Genomic DNA, 20,399 nt, shown 5'->3' with positions numbered 1-20,399 from the left:
AGCGTTAGGGAAACGCCCGGTTACATTCCGAACCCGGAAGCTAAGCCTTTCAGCGCCGATGGTACTGCAGGGGGGACCCTGTGGGAGAGTAGGACACCGCCGAACAATCTTTCAGGACCCTTGGTCCCGGCCTAAGCGCTGGGATCAAGGGTCCTTTTTTCGTTGTTCCCCCGGTGCGCGTCCAGCCCAGCTCTTTGGGAGACTTGCACTACAGCAGTACGATCCGACAGGAGTCACGTCGAATGTCCAACTCGCCAGAAGACAGGCCCGAGCGCCCCGAGCGCCGGGACTCGCGCCCGAACGGCGGCGGCGACCGCGGCGGCTACCGCAGCGGCGGACCGCGGAGGGACGGTGACCGTCCCAGTGGCGGCTTCCGTCGCGACGATCGACGTGACGACCGTCCCCGCGGCCCGCGCCGCGAGGACGACCGCGGCGGCCCCCGTCGCGACGACCGTCCCGGTGGCGCCGGCGGCGGCTTCCGTCCGCGCGATGACCGTCCGCGTCAGGACCGTCCCCGTGACGACCGCGCCGGTGGTGGCGGTGGCTTCCGCCCCCGTGACGACCGTCGCGATGACCGCCCGCGCTACGACCGTCCCCGTGACGACCGTCCCGGTGGCGCCGGCGGTGGCTTCCGCCGTGACGACCGCCCTCGTCAGGACCGTCCCCGTTTCGACGGCCCGCGTGACGACCGTCCCCGTGGCCCGCGCCGTGACGACGACCGTGGCGGCCCCCGCCGTGACGACCGTCCCGGTGGCACCGGAGGCGGTTTCCGCCGCGACGACCGCCCCCGTCAGGACCGCCCCCGCGACGACCGCTCCGGTGGTGGCGGCGGCTTCCGTCCCCGTGACGACAGGCCCCGTTACGACCGTCCGCGCGATGACCGCCGTGACGACCGCCCCCGTGGCCCGCGCCGTGAGGACGACCGTGGCGGCCCCCGTCGTGACGACCGTCCCGGTGGCGCCGGCGGCGGTGGTGGCTTCCGTCCCCGTGACGACAGGCCCCGTTACGACCGTCCCCGCGATGACCGTCCCCGCGATGACCGTCCGCGCTACGACCGTCCGCGCGATGACCGTCCCCGTGACGACCGGCGCGATGACCGTCCGCGTTACGACCGCCCCCGTGATGACCGTCCCGGTGGTGGTGGCGGCGGTGGCTTCCGTCCGCGCGATGACCGTCCGCGTCAGGACCGTCCCCGTTTCGACGGCCCGCGTGACGACCGTCCCCGCGGCCCGCGCCGCGAGGACGACCGTGGCGGCTTCCGCCGCGACGACCGCCGTGACGACCGGCCCCGCTACGACCGTCCCCGTGACGACCGGCGCGACGACCGCCGTGACGACCGGCCGCGTTTCGACGGGCCGCGTGACGACCGTCCCCGTGGCCCGCGCCGCGACGGCGACCAGGACCGCGGCTACGGGCGGCGCCCGGTGGTCGAGGGCCGCGGGCGGTTCGAGAACCGCGGCCGTGACGACCGGCGCGAGGAGCGGGAGCCCGTCAAGCGGCTGCCGATCCCGGACGAGGTCACCGGCCAGGAGATCGACCCCAGCGTGCGCCAGGAGCTGATGAGCCTGCCGAAGACGCTCGCCGAGGACGTGGCTCGCAACCTCGTCATGGTGGCGCGGCTGCTGGACGAGGACCCCGAGCGGGCCTACGCGTACTCGCGCGTCGCGCTGCGGCTGGCGTCGCGTGTCGCGGCCGTACGGGAAGCCGCGGGCTTCGCGTCGTACGCCAGCGAGCGGTACGCGGAGGCGCTGGCGGAGTTCCGTGCCACCCGGCGGATGACCGGGACCGTGGACCTGTGGCCGGTGATGGCCGACTGCGAGCGCGGTCTCGGCCGTCCGGAGCGCGCGCTGGAGATGGCGGGCGCCCCCGAGGTGCACAAGCTCGACAAGGCCGGCCAGGTGGAGATGCGCCTGGTGGCCGCCGGTGCCCGGCAGGACATGGGCCAGACCGAGGCCGCGGTCGTCACGCTGCAGAGCTCCGAACTGGCCTCCCACGCGGTGCACCCGTGGACCGCGCGACTGCGGTACGCCTACGCGGACGCGCTGCTGCTGGTCGGCCGCGAGCGTGAGGCCCGCGACTGGTTCGCCAAGGCGCTGGAGGCGGACCAGAACGGCACCACCGACGCCTCCGACCGGCTCGCCCAGCTCGACGGTGTCGAATTCGTGGACGCCTTCGACGACGAGTCCGACGACACCGACGCCGACACCGGCACCGGGTCCGACGACTCCGAGGGCGCTGCCTCCGCCCAGGACGACGCTGACGACGACTTCGACGACGAGGACGACGACGCCCGCGACGAAGACGACAACGAGGACGAGGACGACGAGGAGGACGACGTCGCGCACGAGAAGGCCGAGTCCCCCGCCGAGGAGCTGGTCGACGTGGCCGACGACGACCTTCCGCCGTCGTTCCTCGACTCGCCGTTCCGTGAGCCCGACCGCGACGACCGCGACGACGACCGGGGCGGCCGCACCGAGCGCGAAGAGGACTGACCGCGCGACGGGACTCCGTCAGTGACCGCCGAGGGCGGCACCCGCACACCGCGGGTGCCGCCCTCGGCGCGTCTAGGCGCGTAGAGGACGGGTCAGTCGAGTTGGAGGCTGCGCATCACGAGCCCGCTCGCCGGCTTGGGGCCGAAGGACGTGGACTTGCGGGGCATGGTGATGCCCTGGCGGGCGAGTTGGAGCACGACCTGCTCGTCGACCGGGTGCATGAGCACCGCGGTGCCGTGCAGATGTTCGGCCAGGCCCACGGCGGCCGCGGTGTCGTGGATGTAGCGGATGTGCTCGGGGTCGTCCGGCACCTGCCAGACGTCGTCGAGCAGCAGGCCGTGCAGGACGGCGGCGTCCAGGCGGCGCCACGCGTCGGGCCGGTCGGCGGCGACGGTGGCCAGCCGCGCGGGATCGGGCCGGTCGAGCAGGTGGAAACCGCCGTCCCCGGCGAGCAGGAACGCGTTGCCGTCCACGGAGGCGGTCGCGAGGGCATCGAGCGCCTCCTCCAGGGACCCGGGCGGCAACTGCCGTACGCGGAAGGCGTCCCGTACGGCGTCGAGCGCCGTGGCAGGCGACAGCAGCGGCAGTACGCGGTGGATGGCCCGTACCCGCAGCGGGTAGCGGGCGGTGTCCACCAGCAGGACCAGGCCGTAGTCCCAGGCGGTGCCGGGTTCGTGGGCGGCCTGCAGGCGCTGGTAGGTCGCCCAGCGGTGGTGGCCGTCGGCGATCAGCGCCTGCCGGGTCGCGAGGTCGGCGGCGACCGCCACGATCGCGGCGGGATCGGTGAGCGACCACAGCCGGTGCCGGATCCCGTCCTCGGTACGGGTCGCCAGCAGCGGCTCCTGCTCGGCGATCGTCCGCTCGATGACGCGGGCCGTCGCGTCGCCGTTGCGGTAGGCCAGCAGCAGCGGTTCGAGGTTGGCGGCGGTGGCGCGCATCAGGGCGGCCCGGTCGGCGATCGGGCCGGGCATCACGTCCTCGTGGGGCAGGACGATGCCCTCGTCCGGCGGGCTCAGCTCCAGCGCCCCGATGACGCCGCGCTGGAGGTGGTCGCCGTCGAGCTGCTCGTAGACGTAGAGCGCGGGCTCGGGGTCCGCGGCGAGCACGCCCTCGTCGAGCCAGCGGGCCAGGGTCCTGGCCGCCTTGCGGTGCCGCGCCTCCGGCGACTCCGCGTCGGGCAGGATCAGGCGTACGACATTGTGCGGGTCGGCGGTCTCCAAGTGCCGCTGGCCGTCGGGACGTACCACGACGTCGTACGGCGGAGAGGTCACGGCGGCGAGGCTGCCGACCTGTTCCCGTACGTAGCGGAGCCCGCGGAACGGCGTCAGGCGCAGGCCGTTCGCTCCGAGGTGCCCGTAGTAGGTCATCAGCGCATGCTACGGCCGCGGCGGCCATAGGGGATGATCGGGGCCGGAGTCGACACGCGAGGAGCGAGCCCGCCATGAAGGACCGGACCAGCCCGAACGGCAGCGCGGAACCACTCGACGTGGCCTACGACACGGCGCTGCTCGACCTCGACGGGGTCGTCTACGCAGGTGGCGACGCGATCGACCACGCCGTCGAGTCGCTGGACACCGCGCGCGGCCACGGCATGCGGCTGGCGTACGTGACCAACAACGCCTCGCGTACGCCGAAGGCCGTCGCCGAGCACCTCACGCACCTCGGCGTGCCCGCCGAGGCCGAGGACGTCATCACCTCGGCGCAGGCGGTGGCCCGGCTGATCGCCGACCAGGTGCCCGCCGGGGCCAAGGTGCTCGCGGTGGGCGGCGAGGGGCTGTTCGAGGCGCTGCGCGAGCGGGGGCTGACGCCGGTGGAGTCCGCGGAGGACGGGCCCGCGGCGGCCGTGCAGGGGTACGGGCCCGAGTTGCGCTGGTCGCAGCTGTCGGAGATGGCGTACGCGGTGAACCGCGGTGTGCCGTGGTTCGCGTCCAACACGGATCTCACCATTCCGAGCGCGCGGGGGATCGCGCCCGGGAACGGCGCGGCCGTCGAGGCGGTACGGATCGCCACCGGCGGTACGCCGCAGGTCGCCGGTAAGCCGCTGCCGCCGATGCACCGGGAGACGGTGCTCAGGACGGGGGCGCGGCGGCCGCTGGTGGTCGGCGACCGGCTCGACACGGACATCGAGGGGGCGTACGCCGGTGGGGTCGACTCGCTGCTGGTCCTCACCGGGGTGACCACGCCCGGGCAGTTGCTCGCCGCGGAGCCGCGGCATCGGCCGACGTATGTGGCGCCGGATCTTCGGGGGTTGCTCGTGGCGCAGCCGTCTGTGACGCGGGACGACGGGCGCTACGTGTGCGGGGGGTGGACCGCGGGCGCGACCGGGGACGCGCTCACCCTCGACGGCGAGGGGGCTCCTGCGGATGGGCTCCGCGCCCTCTGCGCTGCCGCCTGGGCGGCGGCGGGGGACGGTGCTTGCGGGCTCGACGCCGCCAAGGCGCTGGCGCGCCTGGACCTCTGAAGCGCGCCTGCGGCGCGGCTTCTCCCACCCGCCCACCCGTACAACTGAGTGGGCGGGTGCGGGCCTTCTCGCGGTGCGCTGACCGCCGTCGGCGGCTGCGGACCGTGGGTGGGCGGGTGCTCGCGGGGTCACGCCTCTGCCGTCAGCAGGTCGTCCTCCGTGGAGCCGCGGCGCCAGTAGCCGGTGAAGGTGATGGTGGGGCGGGGGTAGGTGCGGGTGTGGAGGAGGTGGCGGCGGAGGGCGCGGATGGTGGTGGCCTCGCCGGCGAGCCAGGCGTAGGGGGTGCCCTCGGGGAGGGTGGCGGCGGTGAGGGTGTCCAGGACGGTGGGTGAGGTGCCGCGGATGAGCCAGGTGATGTCGGCGTCGGCCTTGGTGGCCAGGGGGATGCGGTCGTCGGGGTGGGCGACCTCGATCCACGCCTTGACCGGGGTGCCGGTCGGCAGCCACTCCAGGATGCCCGCGACCGCGGGCAGCGCCGTCTCGTCGGCGGTGAGCAGCACCCAGTCGGTGCCCTTGGGCGGCTGGAAGTCGACACCGCCGTTGTCCGTCGCCACGGGCGCGAGCAGCGCCACCTCGTCACCGGGCCGGGCGAGCTGCGCCCAGCGGGAGGCCGGGCCGAGATCGCCGTGCAGGGCGAAGTCGACGTCCACCTCGGCCGGTTCGCGGCGCGCCTCGCGGATCGTGTAGGTGCGCATGATCCCGCGGACCGCGGGGTCGAGCGCGCGCCAGTCGGCGTACCAGTCGAGACCGAGCGGCTCGGGCAGCACCGGCGTGGACTGCCCCGGCTGCGGCAGGAAGAGCTTGAAGCGCTGGTCCCGGCCGCCGCTCACGACGGCGGCCAGCTCCTCGCCGCCGAAGACGACACGCAGCAAGGTGGGGGAGAGCCGCTCGGTGCGGACCACACGCGGGCGGAAGAAGAGATAGGGCGGCACGGCGGACATGGCGTCAGCCCACCTTCTTCGCGGTGGCGACAGCCTTGGTCAGCCCCTCGATCTGCGCGGCGCACTTGGCGTACGAGAAGATCGGCTCGCTCGGCCAGCCGGCGACCTGCCCCGCCCTGACCGCGGGCAGCCGCGCCCACGTCGGCTTCGCGGCGAGGTCCTTCGGCTGGAGGGTCGCGGTGCGGTTGTCGAGCAGGATGACGTCCGGCTCGTACTTGTCGGCCGTCTCCCAGCTCAGGGTCTCGAAGAAGCCGCCCTGCACCTTGTTCGGGACGATGAAGTCGACGCCGAGGCTCTTGTAGTAGCTCAGGTCCGCGGCGGACGCCGGGGTCGAGACGTAGAAGGCGTCGGCGGCGCCCGAGCAGGCCATCACCTTGATGCCGCCCGCCGCCTTGGCCGCCGCGCGCAGATCGGCGGACGCCTTCTCGAAGCGGGACTTGGCGGCGGCGTTGGCACCCGCGGTCATGTCGGCGCCGAGGGACGCGGCAAGTTCGGCGTACCGCTGGAGCGGGGTGGTCAGCGGGACGCCCGCGATGTTGACGCCGACGCTCGGCGCGATGCCGAGGATCTTCTTGGCGCTCTCGTCCGGCACGTACCAGAGCGTCGGCGCCTGGTACATATGGCTGACCAGCAGTTGGGGACCGAGCGACGCGTACTTCTCGATGTTGAACTCGCCCCAGGTGTTGCCGATCACCGTCAGCTTCGCGATGTCGAGGTCACCGGCCTGCGCGTCGGGTGCGCCGTCCTTGAGCTTGGTGGGGCCGAACACCCCGGTGCATGCGATGCCGTAGTCGTGCAGGGCGGCCGCGGCACCGACGTAGGCGACGATCTTGTCGGGCGTACGGTCCAGCGTGACGGCCTTCTTGCGGTCGTCGGTGAAGGTCCAGGGGCCGGAGGGCTTCTTCATGCCGCCCGCGGCCGGGGACTTGGCGCCGGAGTCGGAGCCTGAACCGGACCCGGAGTCGGAGGAGCTGCCGCACGCGGCCAGGAGCGCGCCGGCACCGGCGGCGCCGCCCATGGCCAGAAGGCCGCGGCGGGACATCGCGGGCGCTGGGCTGAATCGGGACGTGTTCATGGCGTAGCCGCTCTGCTCGAAGGGAGAGGTGGTGGAACGAAGGTTAGGCTAACCTAACTTCCGTGTTGGTTGATCGTCACTCCCCACCGGACCCACCGGACCCATCGGCCCTGTCGGCCCCGCCCGGCGCCGCCGCCCGCCGTGCCCGCGGCTCCGTCGCGCGCGGCGGCGCCACCCGCGCCGCCGGACTGCTCGCGGCGCTCGGCATCCTGCTGCTCGTCGTCGTCGCGAGCATCGCCGTCGGCGCCAAGGACATCCCCGTCGGCCAGGTCTGGCACGGCCTGTTCCACTCCACGGGCACCGACAACGACGTGGTGATCCGTCAACTACGGTTGCCGCGCACCCTGTTGGGCCTGATGGTCGGCGCCGCCCTCGGCGTCGCGGGCGCCGCCATGCAGGCCCTCACCCGCAACCCGCTCGCCGACCCCGGCCTGCTCGGCGTCAACGCGGGCGCCGCGGCCGCGGTCGTCACCGCGATCAGCTTCTTCGGCGTGACCAGCATGGACGGTTACGTGTGGTGGGCGCTGGCGGGCGCGGCCGTCGTCTCGGCGCTGGTCTACGCGGTCGGCGGCAGCCGGTCGGCCACGCCGGTACGGCTCGCGCTCGCGGGCACCGCGCTGACCGCGCTGCTCCAGGGATGGACCAGCGCCGTCGAACTCACCGACAACGTCGCCCTCGACCGGATGCGCTTCTGGCAGGTCGGCTCACTCGCCGCCGCCGACATGAGCACCGTCCGGCATGTCGCGCCCTTCCTCGCCGTCGGCGGCGTCCTGGCCCTGGCGTGCGCCCGGCCGCTCAACGCGGTCGCGCTCGGCGACGACACCGCCCGCGGCCTCGGCGCCGAACTGACCCGAACCCGCGTCCTCGTGATGATCGCCATCACCCTGCTGTGCGGTGCGGGCACCGCCGCGTGCGGGCCCATCGTCTTCGTCGGCCTGATGGTCCCGCACATCGTGCGCGGCATCACCGGCCCCGACATGCGCTGGATCCTGCCGTACGCGGCCGTCCTGTCGCCGGTGCTGCTGCTCGGCGCCGACGTGATCGGACGGTTCGCCACCCGGCCCGCCGAACTCCAGGTCGGCATCGTCACCGCCGTCCTCGGCGGCCCGGTCTTCATCGTCCTGGTCCGCCGCAGAAAGATGGCCGAGCTGTGAGAAGCGACGCGCTGACGCCCGACGCGCACCCGTCCGACGCCCGCCCGACCTCGCCCGTGGCGCGGGGCGGCGCCCTGCGCACCCGCGGCGGGCTGTCGGTCCGCGTCGACCGGCGGGCCGCCCTGGTCGGCGTCCTGCTGCTGCTCGCCGCGCTCGCCGTGTCGGTGGCGCTGATCGGCACCGGCGACTACGCCATCGGCCCGGTCGACGTGGTGCGCACCCTCGCCGGACACGGCACCGCCGGGCAGGAGTTCGTCATCCGCGAACTGCGGCTGCCGCGGGTCGTCGTGGCACTGCTGGTCGGCGCCGCGCTCGGGATGGCGGGGGCCGCGTTCCAGACGGTCTCGCGCAACCCGCTCGGCAGCCCCGACGTGATCGGCTTCGGCCAGGGCTCCGCGGCGGGCGCCCTCGTCGTCGTGGTGCTGCTGCACGGCAGCTCCTACGAGGTGTCGGCCGGGGCGGTCGGGGGCGGGCTGCTCACCGGCGTCGCCGTCTACCTCCTGGCCTGGAAGCGCGGGGTGCACGGCTACCGGCTCGTGCTCGTCGGTATCGGCGCCTCCGCGATGCTGTCCGCCGTCAACAGCTATCTGCTGGTCAAGGCCGACTTCGTGGACGCCGCCCGCGCGGTGGTGTGGCTCACCGGCTCCCTCGACGGCCGCGACTGGGACCAGGTCTGGCCGCTGCTGGGCGCCTGCGCGCTGCTGATGCCGGTGCTGCTCGCCCAGAGCCGGGCGCTGCGGATGACCGAGATGGGCGACGACGCGGCCCACGCGCTGGGTGTACGCGTCGAACGCGTACGGCTGACCACCGTGCTCGCCGCCGTACTGCTCACCGCGTCCGCGACCGCCGCGGCGGGACCGGTGGCGTTCATCGCGCTCACCGCGCCGCAGCTCGCGCGCCGCCTCACCCGCTCGCCGGGCGTCGGCCTGCTGCCGTCCGCGCTGATGGGCGCCTTCCTGACGGTCGGCGCCGACTGGGCCGCCCAACGGGCCTTCGCCTCCGGGCAGGTGCCGGTCGGTGTGGCCACCGGGGTGCTCGGCGGCGGCTATCTGCTGTGGCTGCTGGTGAGCGAGCGGAAGGCAGGCCGGATGTGACGCCGCCCCGCACCTCGCCCCGCACCTCGCTCCGCACCTCACCTCGTGCCGCCCTGGCACGTCGACTCGTCGACGTGACGCCCAGCCTTCCGATACCCCCGCAGACCTCACCCCCGGAGAGCCCCGCATGACCCGCCTCGCCGCCGCATCCGTGACCCTCGCGTACGACCAGCGGGTCATCGCCGAGGATCTGTCGGTCGCCGTCCCCGACCACTCCTTCACCGTGATCGTCGGCCCCAACGCCTGCGGTAAGTCGACATTGCTGCGTGCACTGTCGCGGCTGCTCAAGCCGGCCGCGGGCCGGGTCCTGCTGGACGGCCAGGCGATCGGCACGCTGCCCGCCAAGGCGGTGGCCCGGACGCTGGGCCTGCTGCCGCAGAGTTCCGTCGCCCCCGACGGCATCACCGTCTCCGGGCTGGTCGCCCGCGGCCGCTACCCGCACCAGGGGCTGCTGCGGCAGTGGTCCGCGGAGGACGAACGGATCGTCGACGAATCGATGGCGGCGACCGGTGTGGCCGCGCTCGCCGATCGCTATGTCGACGAACTCTCCGGCGGGCAGCGGCAACGCGTCTGGATCGCCATGGCGCTGGCGCAGCAGACGCCGCTGCTGCTGCTCGACGAGCCGACCACGTTTCTCGACATCCAGCACCAGCTCGACGTCCTCGACCTGTGCGCGAACCTGCACGAGGAGCACGGCCGCACGCTGGTCGCCGTCCTGCACGACCTCAACCAGGCCGCCCGCTACGCCACCCACCTGATCGCCATGCGCGACGGCCGGATCGAGGCGCAGGGGCCGCCCGCCGAGATCATCACCGCGGAACTGGTGGAACGCGTCTTCGGGGTGCGCTGCCGGATCATCGACGACCCGGAGAGCGGTACGCCGCTGGTGGTTCCGGCGGCGCGGCGCGCGTCCGTCGCCGCCGCGGTGAAGGCGGCTGCCGCCGCCGCTACAGCAGTGACCGCAGCCGCAGGACGTCCCGCAGGCCCGCCTGCAGCCTGACCCGGCCGCTGCCCCACGCCTTGGCGAAGTTCAGCTTCCCGCCGACCAGCGCGACCAGGTCGTCGCCCGTCATCGTCAGCCGGATCTGCGCCTTCTCCTTCGGCACGCCCGGCACGGTCGTCACGTCCTCGATCCGCCCGCCGCACAGCCGTCCCACGAACGTGATGTCCAGATCGGTGATCCGGCAGCTCAGCGAGCGGTCGAGCGCCGCAGCGTCCTTCACCCCGCCCTCGGCCTTGGCCAGGTTGGCCGCGAGCTGCCCGAGCGCGGCGCGGCACTCCTCGATGGTCGCCATCGGTGCGGTCTCCCCAGGTCGCGGTACGTCCGGACGACGGTACCGCAGCGACCGTGCTCGGGCCGCGGCGGCCGAAGGCGGTAGCGTCATGGTCACAGACGTCGAACGTCAATCGTCATACGTCAACGGTGAGGCGAGGAGTGAGGGCCATGCGGGACGCACTGCGTACGTGTCTGCAGATCGCGGGCGGGCTGACGGAGGCCACCCGGCGCCGTACGGTCGGTGCGGCCAGGGAACTGCTCGACCAGTCGGGAATAGACGTGGACGCCGTCCAGCGCAGGATCGGCTCCGCGATTCCCCCGGAGGTGCAGACGCTCGCCGACGAGTTGATGGCCTCCGGCCGGGCCAATCGCGACCTCCTCCTCGGCATCATCCGGGAGGAAGTCGACAAGGCGATGGGGCGGGTGGGTCGGCTTGCCGACGAGGTGACGAAGGTCGGGGTCGTGCTCGAAACGCTCGAGCGGCGCATCCGCAACCTCGAAACCCCCACCTCCCCGCCCCCACCCCCCTCCGAACCCGCCCCCCGCCCCACCACCGAACCCCCCCTCCACCACGTCAAGGTCGACCCGCCACCTGCCCCTCCGACGCGGCCCGCCGCCAAGAAGGCTCCCGCGGGGCGGCCCGCGGCGAAGAAGGCTCCTGCGGCGAAGCCTGGCTCGGTGGCTTCCGCCGGTGGACGGGGTGCTTCCAAGACGGCGCCCGCCAAGAAGGCCCCCGCAGCGCGGCCCGCGGCGGGCGGGGACGCCGCCGAGGCGGCTGCGCCTCAGGCGGTCGTGGGAGTTTCCGTCGGCGGACGCCCCGCTGCGAAGAAGGCACCCGCGAAGAAGGTTCCCGCGAAGAAGAGTGCGGCGAAGAAGGCCGCCGCGAGCGCTGGCGGCGGCAAGGACGCCACCGCGTCCGCTGTCTCTTCGGCCGCCGCCGGAGTGTCCGCGAGCGGACGGCCTGCGGCCAAGAAGGCGCCTGCGAAGAAGGCTCCCGCGGTGAAGCCCGGTCTCGCGGCGGCCGCTGCCGCAGGCGAGGACTCCGCCCTGGCGGCTGCGCCCGCGGCTTCCGCTGGTGGCCGGGCCGCTGCCAAGAAGGCACCTGCGAAGAAGAGTGCGGCGAAGAAGGTTCCCGCGAAGAAGACCGCCGCGAGCGCTGGCGGCGGCAAGGACGCCACCGCGTCCGCTGTCCCTCCGGCCGCCGCCGGAGTGTCCGCGAGCGGACGGCCTGCGGCCAAGAAGGCGCCTGCGAAGAAGGCTCCCGCGGTGAAGCCCGGCCTCGCGGGGGCCGCTGCCGCAGGCGAGGACTCTGCCACGGCGGCTGCGCCCGCGGCTTCCGCTGGTGGCCGGGCCGCTGCCAAGAAGACGCCTGCCAAGAAGGCGCCCGCAAAGAAGAGTGCGGCGAAGAAGACCGCAGCGGGGCAGGCCACCAAGAAGGCCGCGTCTTCAGCACGGGCCGCGGCGAAGAAGGCGCCCTCCGAGACGGCGCCCGCCAAGAAGGCGCCTGCCAAGAAGGCGCCCTCCAAGACGGCGCCCTCCAAGAAGTCCGCGCCGGTGGGGCCCGCTGTTTCGGCGGGGTCCGGGGTGCGGTCCGGGGAGGCGGGGGAGGAGCCCGCGACGAAGTCGGCGCCTGTGGGGCCCGCTGTGGGTGGGGCGAAGAAGGCCGCGGGTGGGAAGGGGGAGGGGCGGGGTGAGTGACGTGGAGGAGGAGGCCCAGGAGCAGGGGCAGGACCTCGGGGGGGTCGCGCCGTTGGGGGTGGTGGTCGAGGTGACGGGGAATGCCGAGGTCGACGCGGCGGTTGAGCGGCTGGCGGACGCCGACGGGTTGGCGACCGCCGAACACGTGGAGGTGTACGAGGATGTGCACCGCGGGCTGCGGGACGCGCTGACCGCGCTGGACGAGAACAGGAGCTGAACCGTACGTGGCACGACGCCGACTCGACGCTGAGCTGGTGCGCCGGAACCTCGCGCGCTCGCGGGAGCACGCCAGCCAGTTGATCGCCGCCGGGCGGGTGACCGTCGGCGGCGCGACCGCGACGAAGGCCGCGACGCAGGTCGAGACCAGCGCGGCCGTGGTGGTCGCCAAGGACGAGGACGAGCCCGACTACGTGTCGCGCGGCGGCCACAAGCTGGCCGGCGCCTTCGCCGCGTTCCTGCCGCGCGGCCTCGTCGTGGAGGGCCGCCGGGCGCTGGACGCGGGCGCCTCCACCGGCGGCTTCACCGATGTGCTGCTGCGCAACGGCGCCACCGAGGTCGTCGCGGTCGACGTGGGCTACGGCCAGCTCGCCTGGTCGCTGCAGAGCGACGACCGCGTCACCGTCAAGGACCGCACCAACGTACGGGAGTTGACCGTCGACCACATCGGCGGCGCCCCCGTCGACCTGATCGTCGGCGACCTCTCCTTCATCCCGCTCGGCCTGGTGCTGCCCGCCCTCGTCCGCTGCGCCGCGCCCGACGCGGACCTCGTCCTGATGGTGAAGCCGCAGTTCGAGGTGGGTAAGGAACGACTGGGCAGCGGCGGCGTCGTCCGCAGCACCCAGCTCAGGGCCGAGAGCGTACGGAAGGTCGCGGCACAGGGGGCCGAGCTGGGGCTCGGGGTGCTGGGCGTCACCGCCAGTCCACTGCCTGGACCGTCCGGAAATGTGGAGTATTTTCTGTGGCTGCGCGCCGGAGCGCCCGCTCTGGATCCGGCCGATGTCGACCGTGCTGTGGCGGAGGGGCCCCGTTGACGACGAAGAGCGAAACGCAGACCAGCCGTACCGTCTTCCTGCTCACCCACACCGGCCGTCCGGCCGCCATCCGCAGCGCCGACCGTGTGGTGACCGGGCTGCTGCGCTGCGGGATCGGGGTGCGGGTCCTGGCCGAGGAGGCCGTCGACCTGCCGCTGCCCGCCGCCGTGGAACTGGTCGCGGAGGTCGGACCCGGTGCCGTCGAGGGCTGTGAGCTGATCATCGTGCTGGGCGGCGACGGCACGCTGCTGCGCGGCGCGGAGTTCGCCCGCGCCTCGGGGGTGCCGATGCTCGGCGTCAACCTGGGCCGGGTCGGCTTCCTCGCCGAGGCCGAGCGGGACGACCTCGACAAGGTCGTGGACCGGGTCGTCACCAAGGAGTACGAGGTCGAGGAGCGGATGACCCTCGATGTGCTGGTGCGCAACGACGGCCACATCGTGCACACCGACTGGGCGCTGAACGAGGCGTCGGTGGAGAAGGCGTCCCGCGAGCGGCTGCTGGAGGTCGTCACCGAGGTCGACGGCCGCCCCGTCTCCCGCTTCGGCGGCGACGGCGTGGTCTGCGCCACCCCGACCGGCTCCACGGCGTACGCCTTCTCCGCGGGCGGCCCCGTGGTGTGGCCCGAGGTCGAGGCGCTGCTCATGGTGCCGATCAGCGCGCACGCGCTGTTCGCCAAGCCGCTGGTGACCTCGCCGCGGTCGGTGCTCGCCGTCGAGGTGCAGCCCAAGACACCGCACGGCGTGCTGTGGTGCGACGGGCGCAGGACCGTCGAACTGCCCGCCGGCGCCCGCGTCGAGGTGCGGCGCGGCGCCGTACCCGTACGGCTGGCCCGGCTCCACCACGCCTCCTTCACCGACCGCCTGGTGGCGAAGTTCGCCCTCCCGGTCGCGGGCTGGCGGGGCGCACCGCAATAACGCCCCGGACGAGGTCCGCGACCGACAGGCGTCGCGCGCCGGGCCGCAAACCTCGTATGGTCGTATCCGTGTTGGAGGAAATGCGGATCAGGTCGCTGGGAGTCATCGAGGACGCCGTGGTGGAGCTGTCACCCGGCTTCACGGCGGTGACCGGCGAGACCGGCGCGGGCAAGACCATGGTCGTGACCAGTCTCGGCCTGCTGCTGGGCGGCCGGGCCGACCCCGCGCTGGTGCGGATCGGCGCGAAGGCGGCGGTCGTCGAGGGCCGGATAACGATCGGACCCGGTGACCGGGCCTCGGTGCGCGCCGAGGAGGCCGGGGCGGAGCTCGACGACGGCGCGCTGCTGATCAGCCGTACGGTGTCGGCCGAGGGACGCTCACGGGCCCATGTCGGCGGCCGCGGCGTGCCCGTGGGGCTGCTCGCCGAACTCGCCGACGACCTCGTCGCGGTGCACGGCCAGACCGACCAGCAGGGACTGCTGCGCCCGGCCCGGCAGCGCGAGGCCCTCGACCGGTACGCGGGCGACGCCGTCGCCGTACCGCTGGACAAGTACGGGTCCGCCTACCGGCGGCTGCGCGAGGTCGCCACCGAACTCGAGGAGCTGACCACCCGGGCGCGTGAGCGCGCCCAGGAGGCCGATCTGCTGCGGTTCGGCATCGAGGAGATCGCCGCCGCCGAGCCGTACGCGGGCGAGGACACCGAACTGGCCGCCGAGGCGGCCCGGCTCGGCCACGCCGAGGCGCTGGCGTCCGCCGCGACCCTCGCGCACGCGGCGCTCGCCGGGAACCCCGAGGACCCCGAGGGCGTGGAAGCGGGCACCCTGGTGGCCGGTGCGCAGCGCGCGCTGGACACCGTCAGCGCCCACGACCCCGAGCTGGCCACGCTCGCCGCCCGGCTGGGCGAGATCGGCATCCTGCTCGGCGACGTCGCCGGGGAGCTGGCCGGATACGCCGACAACCTGGACGCCGACCCGCTGCGGCTGGCGGCCGTCGAGGAGCGCAGGGCCGTGCTCGCGCACCTCACCCGCAAGTACGGCACCGACATCGACGGTGTGCTGGCCTGGGCCGAGCAGAGCGCCGCGCGGCTGGGCGAACTCGAGGGCGACGACGACCGGATCGCCGAGCTGACCGTGGAGCGGGACGCGCTGCGTGCCGAACTCGGCGCGCTCGCCCAGGGGCTGACCGACGCGCGGGGCGAGGCGGCGGACCGTTTCGCCGCGGCCGTCACCGCGGAACTCGCCGAGCTGGCCATGCCGCACGCCAGGGTCGGGGTGGCCATCCGGCAGACCGAGAGCGCCGACGCGGAGTCCGGTATCGAGGTCGGCGGCCGTCCGGTGGCCTTCGGGCCGACCGGCGCCGACGAGGTGGAACTCCAGCTCGCCCCGCACCCCGGCGCCCCCGCCCGGCCCATCGCCAAGGGCGCCTCGGGCGGTGAGCTGTCCCGGGTGATGCTCGCCGTCGAGGTGGTCTTCGCCGGGTCGGACCCGGTGCCGACATACCTCTTCGACGAGGTCGACGCGGGTGTCGGCGGCAAGGCGGCGGTCGAGGTCGGCCGGCGGCTGGCCCGGCTCGCGCGCACCGCGCAGGTCATCGTCGTCACCCACCTGCCCCAGGTCGCCGCCTTCGCCGACCGCCAGCTCCTGGTCGAGAAGACCAACGACGGCTCGGTCACCCGCAGCGGCGTCACCGTCCTCGACGGCGAGGAGCGCGTCAAGGAGCTCTCCCGCATGCTCGCCGGCCTGGAGGACTCCGAACTCGGCCGCGCCCACGCCGAGGAACTGCTCGCCGCCGCGAAGGCGTCCCGCTGAACAGCCCCGCGCGGGGCGGCGGTACGGGCGGGCCGCCCGTGCCCCGCGTGGGAGGCACGGCCGCGGGCCGTGGCGGGCCAGAGGCCGGTGCCCCGGAAGGACGGAAGGCGCGGCCCACGAGCGGTCGCGCACGGGCGGCGGCTCCAGGGGCGGCGCCCGGGCACGGCGGAACGGCGCGGCGGGACGTACGGCGCGTCGTCGCGGGAGCTTCGCCCGCGGTGGTGGCGACGGTGGCGGGTGCGTGCCGCCGGGCCGGACGGCTGTCGTCGTGGGGCGCCGGCGTCCTGTGTGAGGGAGTGGTGCGGGCGGGCAGGACTCGACGACGGGACGGGGAGGCAGCGCGATGAGTGGACGCGGTAGGAAGGGGCAGGCCGGACGGGTCTCCGTGGCGATGGCCGCGGCGGGGGCCACCCGGGCCGCCTACGAGCAGTTGCGCAGGAAACCCCCGGTCGAGGCGCGGCTGTGGCAGCGCACCAACCACGCGGGCCGCGGCGTCGAGCTGTTCGGCGGGCTGGCGGTGGCGGCCGGGGCGGCGGCCGCGATGGCGGGGGCCCGCGGGGTGAGCGTACGGGCCAGGATCGCCTCGGTCGGCGCGGCGCTGGCCGCCGGGGCGTGCGGCGCCTACGACGACCAGCGGGGCAGCGCCGCGGAGCGCGGATTCGGCGCCCATCTGCGGGCACTCGGCGAGGGGCGGCTCACCTCCGGCGCCGTCAAGCTCTTCGGGATCGGCGCCGCGGGACTGGCCGCGGGCACCCTGCTCAAGGTGCGGCCCGCCGACCAGCTGCTCGCCGCGGTGGTGATCGCCGGCACCGCCCACGCGGTGAACCTGGTCGACATGAAGCCCGGCCGGGCCGCGAAGGCGGTCATCGCGGCGGGCGCGCCCGGCCTGCTGCGGTCCGGCCCCGCCGCGGTGCTCGTGGCGGCACCGGTCGGCGCCGCGGCCGCGGTCCTCGGCGACGACCTCAGCGAGCGGACGATGCTCGGCGACGCGGGCGCCCACGCGCTCGGCGCGGCCCTGGGCACGGCCATCGTGATGGCCAACGGGCGGGCGGGCCTGCTGCTGCACGCCACGGTGCTGATCGCCATGACCGCGGCGGGGGACCGGATTTCCTCCGACGAACGGTTGTGGAATGCACCGGGAGTACGGCACGTTGACTCCTGGGGCCGTGTGGCACACCCGTTTGGGTGATCCCATGGGCGTGTGAGCGGGTGGGAGCGCGTTCGGGGCCACCGAGCCGACAGCGGGGCCTGGCATCCTGGAGAGGTCACCCCCGCCCGTACGGCCCAACACCCGCCGTCCCGTGCCCAGTCAGGAGCAACTCCCCGCGTGAGCAGCATGTCGATTCCCCGCCAGGGGCCGCTGCACGCCGTGCACGTCCTGGGCGCGGCGTCGGGCGCGCATGTCAGCTCACTGGCGGGCGGCCTGGTGGCGCGCGGCGTCGAGGTGACGGTCTGCGGCCCCGCGGCGGCCGAGTCGGACTACGCCTTCCCCGGCACCGGCGCCCGCTTCGTACCCGTGGACATCGGCCGCGGCACCAACGCCGCCGCCGACGCCCCGGCGGTCGGCGCACTGCGCACGGTCTTCGCGGGCGCCGCGGTCGTCCACGCCCACGGCCTGCGGGCCGGACTGCTCGCCGCCGTCGCCCTCGGCGGCCGCCACACCCCGCTGGTGGTGAGCTGGCACGACGGCGACGCGCCCGTCGAGAGCGGGGGCGGCGGACACGGCGGCCTGCTGATGCGCTGGCTGGAACGCCGGGCGCTGCGCGGCGCCACCGTCGTCCTCGGCGTCTCCTCGGAACTCGTCGACCGGGCCCGCGGCCACGGCGCCCGCGACGTCCGGCTGGCCCCGGCCGCCGTCCCGCGCCCGGCGCCGCGCCCGCCGCGCCCTCCCGGTGACGCCGAGCGGCGGCGGCAGAAGACCCGGGCCGAGTTCGGAGCCAACGACCGCCCGCTGCTGCTCGCCGTCGGCCGCCTGGAGCAGCGGCAGGGGTACGACACACTGCTGGACGCCGCAGCCCGCTGGGCCGGACTCGACCCGTCACCCCTGGTCGCCGTGGCCGGTGAGGGCGACCACCGCGCCGCGCTGGAACGCCGTATCGACGCCGAACACCTGCCGGTCCTGCTGCTCGGCAGCCGCGACGACGTGCCGGAACTGCTCACCGCCGCCGACCTGGTGGTGCTGCCCAGCCGCTGGGAGGCCCGCGCGCTGATCGCCCAGGAGGCGCTGCACGCGGGCGTGCCGCTGGTCGCCACCGCCGTCGGCGGCACCCCCGAACTCGTCGGCGAGGCCGCGATGCTGGTGCCGTACGGCGACGGAGTGGCCCTCGCCGACGCCGTCACCGCACTGCTCCGCGATCCCGCCCGCCGTACGGCCCTGGCCGCCGCCGGACGCGCGCAGGCCGCCACCTGGCCCACCGAGGACGACACGGTGGCCCAGGTGCTCAGCGTCTACGACGAGTTGACCGAGTAGGACCGACGACCGGCGGCCCGCACGGCCCTCAGCCGCGGAACGCCCCGCAGGCCGTGAGCCGCAGCGCGGTGTCGATCAGCGGGACATGGCTGAACGCCTGCGGGAAGTTGCCCACCTGCCGCTTGCGGCGCGGGTCCCACTCCTCGGCCAGCAGCCCCAGGTCGTTGCGCAGGTCCAGCAGCTTCTCGAACAGCCTGCGGGCCTCGTCGACCCGGCCGATCATCGCCAGGTCGTCGGCGAGCCAGAACGAGCAGGCCAGGAAGGCCCCTTCGTCACCGGGCAGCCCGTCGAGGTTCTCGTCGCCCGTCGCGTCGCCGCTGGAGGTCGGGTAGCGCAGCACGAAGCCGTCCTCGGTGGACAGCTCGCGCTGGATCGCCTCGATGGTGCCGATCACCCGCTTGTCGTCCGGCGGCAGGAAACCCATCTGCGGGATCAGCAGCAGCGAGGCGTCCAGCTCCCGCGAACCGTAGGACTGGGTGAAGGTGTTGCGCTCCCGGTCGTAGCCCTTCTCGCACACGTCGGAGTGGATCTCGTCGCGCAGCTCGCGCAGCCGCTCCAGCGGGCCGTCGACCTCGCCGGACTCGATGAGCTTCACCGTGCGGTCGACGGCGACCCACGCCATCACCTTGGAGTGCACGAAGTGCCGGCGCGGGCCGCGGACCTCCCAGATGCCCTCGTCCGGCTCGTTCCAGTGCTTCTCCAGGTAGCGGATCAGCTTGAGCTGCAGCACGCTCGCGTAGTCGTTGCGGGCGAGCCCGGTCATGTGGCCCAGGTGCAGCGCCTCGGTGACCTCGCCGTACACGTCGAGCTGGAGCTGGTGCGCCGCCCCGTTGCCGATCCGCACCGGGGTGGAGCCCTCGTAACCCGGCAGCCAGTGCAGCTCGTTCTCGCCCAGCTCGCGCTCGCCCGCGATGCCGTACATGATCTGCAGGTTCTCCGGGTCGCCCGCGACCGCGCGCAGCAGCCACTCGCGCCAGGCCCGGGCCTCCTCGCGGTAGCCGGTGCGCAGCAGCGACGACAGGGTGATGGCCGCGTCCCGCAGCCAGGTGAAGCGGTAGTCCCAGTTCCGCACCCCGCCGATGTCCTCCGGCAACGATGTCGTGGGCGCCGCGACGATCCCGCCGGTCGGGCCGTAGGTCAGCGCCTTCAGCGTGATCAGCGACCGGATCACCGCCTCGCGGTACGGGCCGGTGTACGTGCACTGCTCGACCCACTCGCGCCAGAAGTCCTCGGTGTTCGCCAGCGCGACCTCGGGCTCGGGCAGCGACGGCTGCGGCTTGTGCGAGGGCTCCCAGCTGATGGTGAACGCCACCCGGTCGCCCGGCGCCACGGTGAACTCGGAGTACGTCGTCAGGTCCTTGCCGTAGGTGTCGACCTCGGTGTCCAGCCACACCGAGTCGGGCCCGGCCACCGCCACCGTACGGTCGCCGACCTTGTGCACCCACGGCACGACCTGCCCGTACGCGAAACGCATCCGCAAGCTGGACCGCATCGGCACCCGCCCGCTGACGCCCTCCACGATCCGGATGAGCTGCGGGGCGCCGTCACGCGGCGGCATGAAGTCGATGACCCGGACCGTGCCGCGGTCGGTGTCCCACTCGGACTCCAGTACGAGCGAGTCCCCCCGGTAGCGTCGGCGCGTCGCGTCCGGCGGGTCGGCGGAGCCGGAGTGCGCGGGACCGAGCCGCCAGAAGCCGTGCTGCTCGGTGCCGAGCAGCCCGGCGAACACCGCCGGTGAGTCGAAGCGGGGCAGGCACAGCCAGTCGACCGTGCCTTCCCGGCAGACCAGTGCGGCGGTCTGCATGTCACCGATGAGTGCGTAGTCCTCGATGCGCCCGGCCACGTGCAACTCCAGTCGAACGACGGCGCCGCCCCTGCCCGGGGGGCGGTCTTGCGGTCAGGGAATATTCGACGAGCTCATGATCCGGGAGCGGGCGGGGATGGTGCCGTGCCGGCCGGCTCGCAGCAATGCGTCCGAGCAGGAT

18 protein-coding genes and 1 rRNA gene are annotated in these 20,399 nt (G+C 74.1%); 14 read left to right on the top strand and 5 right to left on the bottom strand.

Annotated elements, in window-relative coordinates:
* The 3 genes from rrf to AB0M29_RS29270 form a co-directional block, all read left to right on the top strand.
* Positions 1-105 (top strand): 5S ribosomal RNA (rrf, locus tag AB0M29_RS29280); the annotation flags it as partial.
* Between the two features lie 246 nt (positions 106-351).
* The gene (locus AB0M29_RS29275) at positions 352-1,560 is read left to right on the top strand and encodes a hypothetical protein (RefSeq protein ID WP_365387942.1); all 1,209 of its coding nucleotides are present in this window, start codon (positions 352-354) and stop codon (positions 1,558-1,560) included.
* The gene (locus AB0M29_RS29270; RefSeq protein ID WP_365387940.1) at positions 1,545-2,492 is read left to right on the top strand and encodes a hypothetical protein; all 948 of its coding nucleotides are present in this window, start codon (positions 1,545-1,547) and stop codon (positions 2,490-2,492) included. Before AB0M29_RS29275 ends, AB0M29_RS29270 begins: the two co-directional genes overlap by 16 nt.
* 92 nt (positions 2,493-2,584) lie before the next feature.
* Here AB0M29_RS29270 and AB0M29_RS29265 read toward each other — a convergent pair whose 3' ends face one another.
* Positions 2,585-3,859, bottom strand: coding sequence for a DUF1015 domain-containing protein (locus tag AB0M29_RS29265; protein ID WP_365387939.1), 1,275 nt, complete (start codon positions 3,857-3,859; stop codon positions 2,585-2,587).
* 74 nt (positions 3,860-3,933) lie between these two features.
* On the opposite strand from AB0M29_RS29265, the gene AB0M29_RS29260 reads away from it, so the two are divergent.
* Positions 3,934-4,953 carry an HAD-IIA family hydrolase gene (locus AB0M29_RS29260; protein WP_365387937.1) on the top strand — a complete coding sequence of 340 codons (1,020 nt, stop codon included), beginning with the start codon at positions 3,934-3,936 and terminating at the stop codon, positions 4,951-4,953.
* Between the two features lie 128 nt (positions 4,954-5,081).
* On the opposite strand, the gene AB0M29_RS29255 is transcribed toward AB0M29_RS29260, so the two are convergent.
* On the bottom strand, positions 5,082-5,894 hold the full coding sequence (locus AB0M29_RS29255) for a siderophore-interacting protein (protein WP_365387935.1): 813 nt from the start codon (positions 5,892-5,894) through the stop codon (positions 5,082-5,084).
* A gap of 4 nt (positions 5,895-5,898) precedes the next feature.
* Complete coding sequence (locus AB0M29_RS29250) at positions 5,899-6,969, bottom strand: ABC transporter substrate-binding protein (RefSeq protein WP_365387932.1); 1,071 nt, start codon at positions 6,967-6,969, stop codon at positions 5,899-5,901.
* A gap of 110 nt (positions 6,970-7,079) precedes the next feature.
* Between AB0M29_RS29250 and AB0M29_RS29245 the strand changes: the two genes are divergently transcribed.
* The 3 genes from AB0M29_RS29245 to AB0M29_RS29235 all read left to right on the top strand — a co-directional run bounded on the left by AB0M29_RS29245 (position 7,080) and on the right by AB0M29_RS29235 (position 10,217).
* On the top strand, positions 7,080-8,123 hold the full coding sequence (locus AB0M29_RS29245; RefSeq protein WP_365387966.1) for an iron chelate uptake ABC transporter family permease subunit: 1,044 nt from the start codon (positions 7,080-7,082) through the stop codon (positions 8,121-8,123).
* A 56-nt stretch (positions 8,124-8,179) separates the two neighbouring features.
* The gene (locus AB0M29_RS29240) at positions 8,180-9,217 is read left to right on the top strand and encodes an iron chelate uptake ABC transporter family permease subunit (RefSeq protein ID WP_365387963.1); all 1,038 of its coding nucleotides are present in this window, start codon (positions 8,180-8,182) and stop codon (positions 9,215-9,217) included.
* 127 nt (positions 9,218-9,344) lie between these two features.
* On the top strand, positions 9,345-10,217 hold the full coding sequence (locus tag AB0M29_RS29235; RefSeq protein WP_365387930.1) for an ABC transporter ATP-binding protein: 873 nt from the start codon (positions 9,345-9,347) through the stop codon (positions 10,215-10,217).
* Here AB0M29_RS29235 and AB0M29_RS29230 read toward each other — a convergent pair.
* On the bottom strand, positions 10,165-10,512 hold the full coding sequence (locus AB0M29_RS29230; protein WP_365387929.1) for a sterol-binding protein: 348 nt from the start codon (positions 10,510-10,512) through the stop codon (positions 10,165-10,167). The genes AB0M29_RS29235 and AB0M29_RS29230 overlap by 53 nt on opposite strands.
* Positions 10,513-10,661: 149 nt before the next feature.
* Here AB0M29_RS29230 and AB0M29_RS29225 point away from each other — a divergent pair, with 149 nt between their 5' ends.
* The 7 genes from AB0M29_RS29225 (at position 10,662) to AB0M29_RS29195 (ending at position 18,414) form a co-directional block, all read left to right on the top strand.
* Positions 10,662-12,191 carry a hypothetical protein gene (locus AB0M29_RS29225; protein ID WP_365387927.1) on the top strand — a complete coding sequence of 510 codons (1,530 nt, stop codon included), beginning with the start codon at positions 10,662-10,664 and terminating at the stop codon, positions 12,189-12,191.
* Positions 12,184-12,408 carry a hypothetical protein gene (locus AB0M29_RS29220; RefSeq protein ID WP_365387925.1) on the top strand — a complete coding sequence of 75 codons (225 nt, stop codon included), beginning with the start codon at positions 12,184-12,186 and terminating at the stop codon, positions 12,406-12,408. The genes AB0M29_RS29225 and AB0M29_RS29220 overlap by 8 nt, the downstream gene beginning before the upstream one ends.
* Before the next feature lie 7 nt (positions 12,409-12,415).
* On the top strand, positions 12,416-13,222 hold the full coding sequence (locus AB0M29_RS29215) for a TlyA family RNA methyltransferase (protein WP_365387924.1): 807 nt from the start codon (positions 12,416-12,418) through the stop codon (positions 13,220-13,222).
* Positions 13,219-14,136: an NAD kinase gene (locus AB0M29_RS29210; protein ID WP_365387923.1), complete on the top strand. Its 918-nt coding sequence runs from the start codon at positions 13,219-13,221 to the stop codon at positions 14,134-14,136. Before AB0M29_RS29215 ends, AB0M29_RS29210 begins: the two co-directional genes overlap by 4 nt.
* Positions 14,137-14,192: 56 nt before the next feature.
* Positions 14,193-15,944, top strand: a complete 1,752-nt coding sequence (gene recN, locus AB0M29_RS29205; protein WP_365387921.1) for a DNA repair protein RecN — start codon at positions 14,193-14,195, stop codon at positions 15,942-15,944.
* Between the two features lie 343 nt (positions 15,945-16,287).
* On the top strand, positions 16,288-17,133 hold the full coding sequence (locus tag AB0M29_RS29200; protein ID WP_365387918.1) for a hypothetical protein: 846 nt from the start codon (positions 16,288-16,290) through the stop codon (positions 17,131-17,133).
* 147 nt (positions 17,134-17,280) lie between these two features.
* Positions 17,281-18,414, top strand: coding sequence for a glycosyltransferase family 4 protein (locus AB0M29_RS29195; protein WP_365387960.1), 1,134 nt, complete (start codon positions 17,281-17,283; stop codon positions 18,412-18,414).
* A gap of 28 nt (positions 18,415-18,442) precedes the next feature.
* On the opposite strand, the gene AB0M29_RS29190 is transcribed toward AB0M29_RS29195, so the two are convergent.
* Positions 18,443-20,263, bottom strand: a complete 1,821-nt coding sequence (locus tag AB0M29_RS29190) for a glycoside hydrolase family 15 protein (protein WP_365387915.1) — start codon at positions 20,261-20,263, stop codon at positions 18,443-18,445.
* Positions 20,264-20,399: the final 136 nt, after the last annotated feature.

The sequence above is a fragment of the Streptomyces sp. NPDC051976 genome (assembly GCF_040680795.1).
In the GTDB taxonomy this organism is placed as follows: Bacteria; Actinomycetota; Actinomycetes; order Streptomycetales; family Streptomycetaceae; genus Actinacidiphila.
Note: the sequence above shows the minus strand (reverse complement) of the source record. Positions and strands in the feature narration are given on the sequence as shown.

Bases quoted from the DNA above. Each gene is read 5' to 3' on its own strand.
- AB0M29_RS29200 (WP_365387918.1), top strand. From the start codon at position 16,288: ATGAGTGGACGCGGTAGGAAGGGGCAGGCCGGACGGGTCTCCGTGGCG.
- recN (WP_365387921.1), top strand. From the start codon at position 14,193: ATGGTCGTATCCGTGTTGGAGGAAATGCGGATCAGGTCGCTGGGAGTC.
- AB0M29_RS29255 (WP_365387935.1), bottom strand. From the start codon at position 5,894: ATGTCCGCCGTGCCGCCCTATCTCTTCTTCCGCCCGCGTGTGGTCCGC.
- AB0M29_RS29230 (WP_365387929.1), bottom strand. From the start codon at position 10,512: ATGGCGACCATCGAGGAGTGCCGCGCCGCGCTCGGGCAGCTCGCGGCC.
- AB0M29_RS29250 (WP_365387932.1), bottom strand. From the start codon at position 6,969: ATGAACACGTCCCGATTCAGCCCAGCGCCCGCGATGTCCCGCCGCGGC.
- AB0M29_RS29260 (WP_365387937.1), top strand. From the start codon at position 3,934: ATGAAGGACCGGACCAGCCCGAACGGCAGCGCGGAACCACTCGACGTG.
- AB0M29_RS29195 (WP_365387960.1), top strand. From the start codon at position 17,281: ATGTCGATTCCCCGCCAGGGGCCGCTGCACGCCGTGCACGTCCTGGGC.
- AB0M29_RS29235 (WP_365387930.1), top strand. From the start codon at position 9,345: ATGACCCGCCTCGCCGCCGCATCCGTGACCCTCGCGTACGACCAGCGG.
- AB0M29_RS29265 (WP_365387939.1), bottom strand. From the start codon at position 3,859: ATGACCTACTACGGGCACCTCGGAGCGAACGGCCTGCGCCTGACGCCG.
- AB0M29_RS29225 (WP_365387927.1), top strand. From the start codon at position 10,662: ATGCGGGACGCACTGCGTACGTGTCTGCAGATCGCGGGCGGGCTGACG.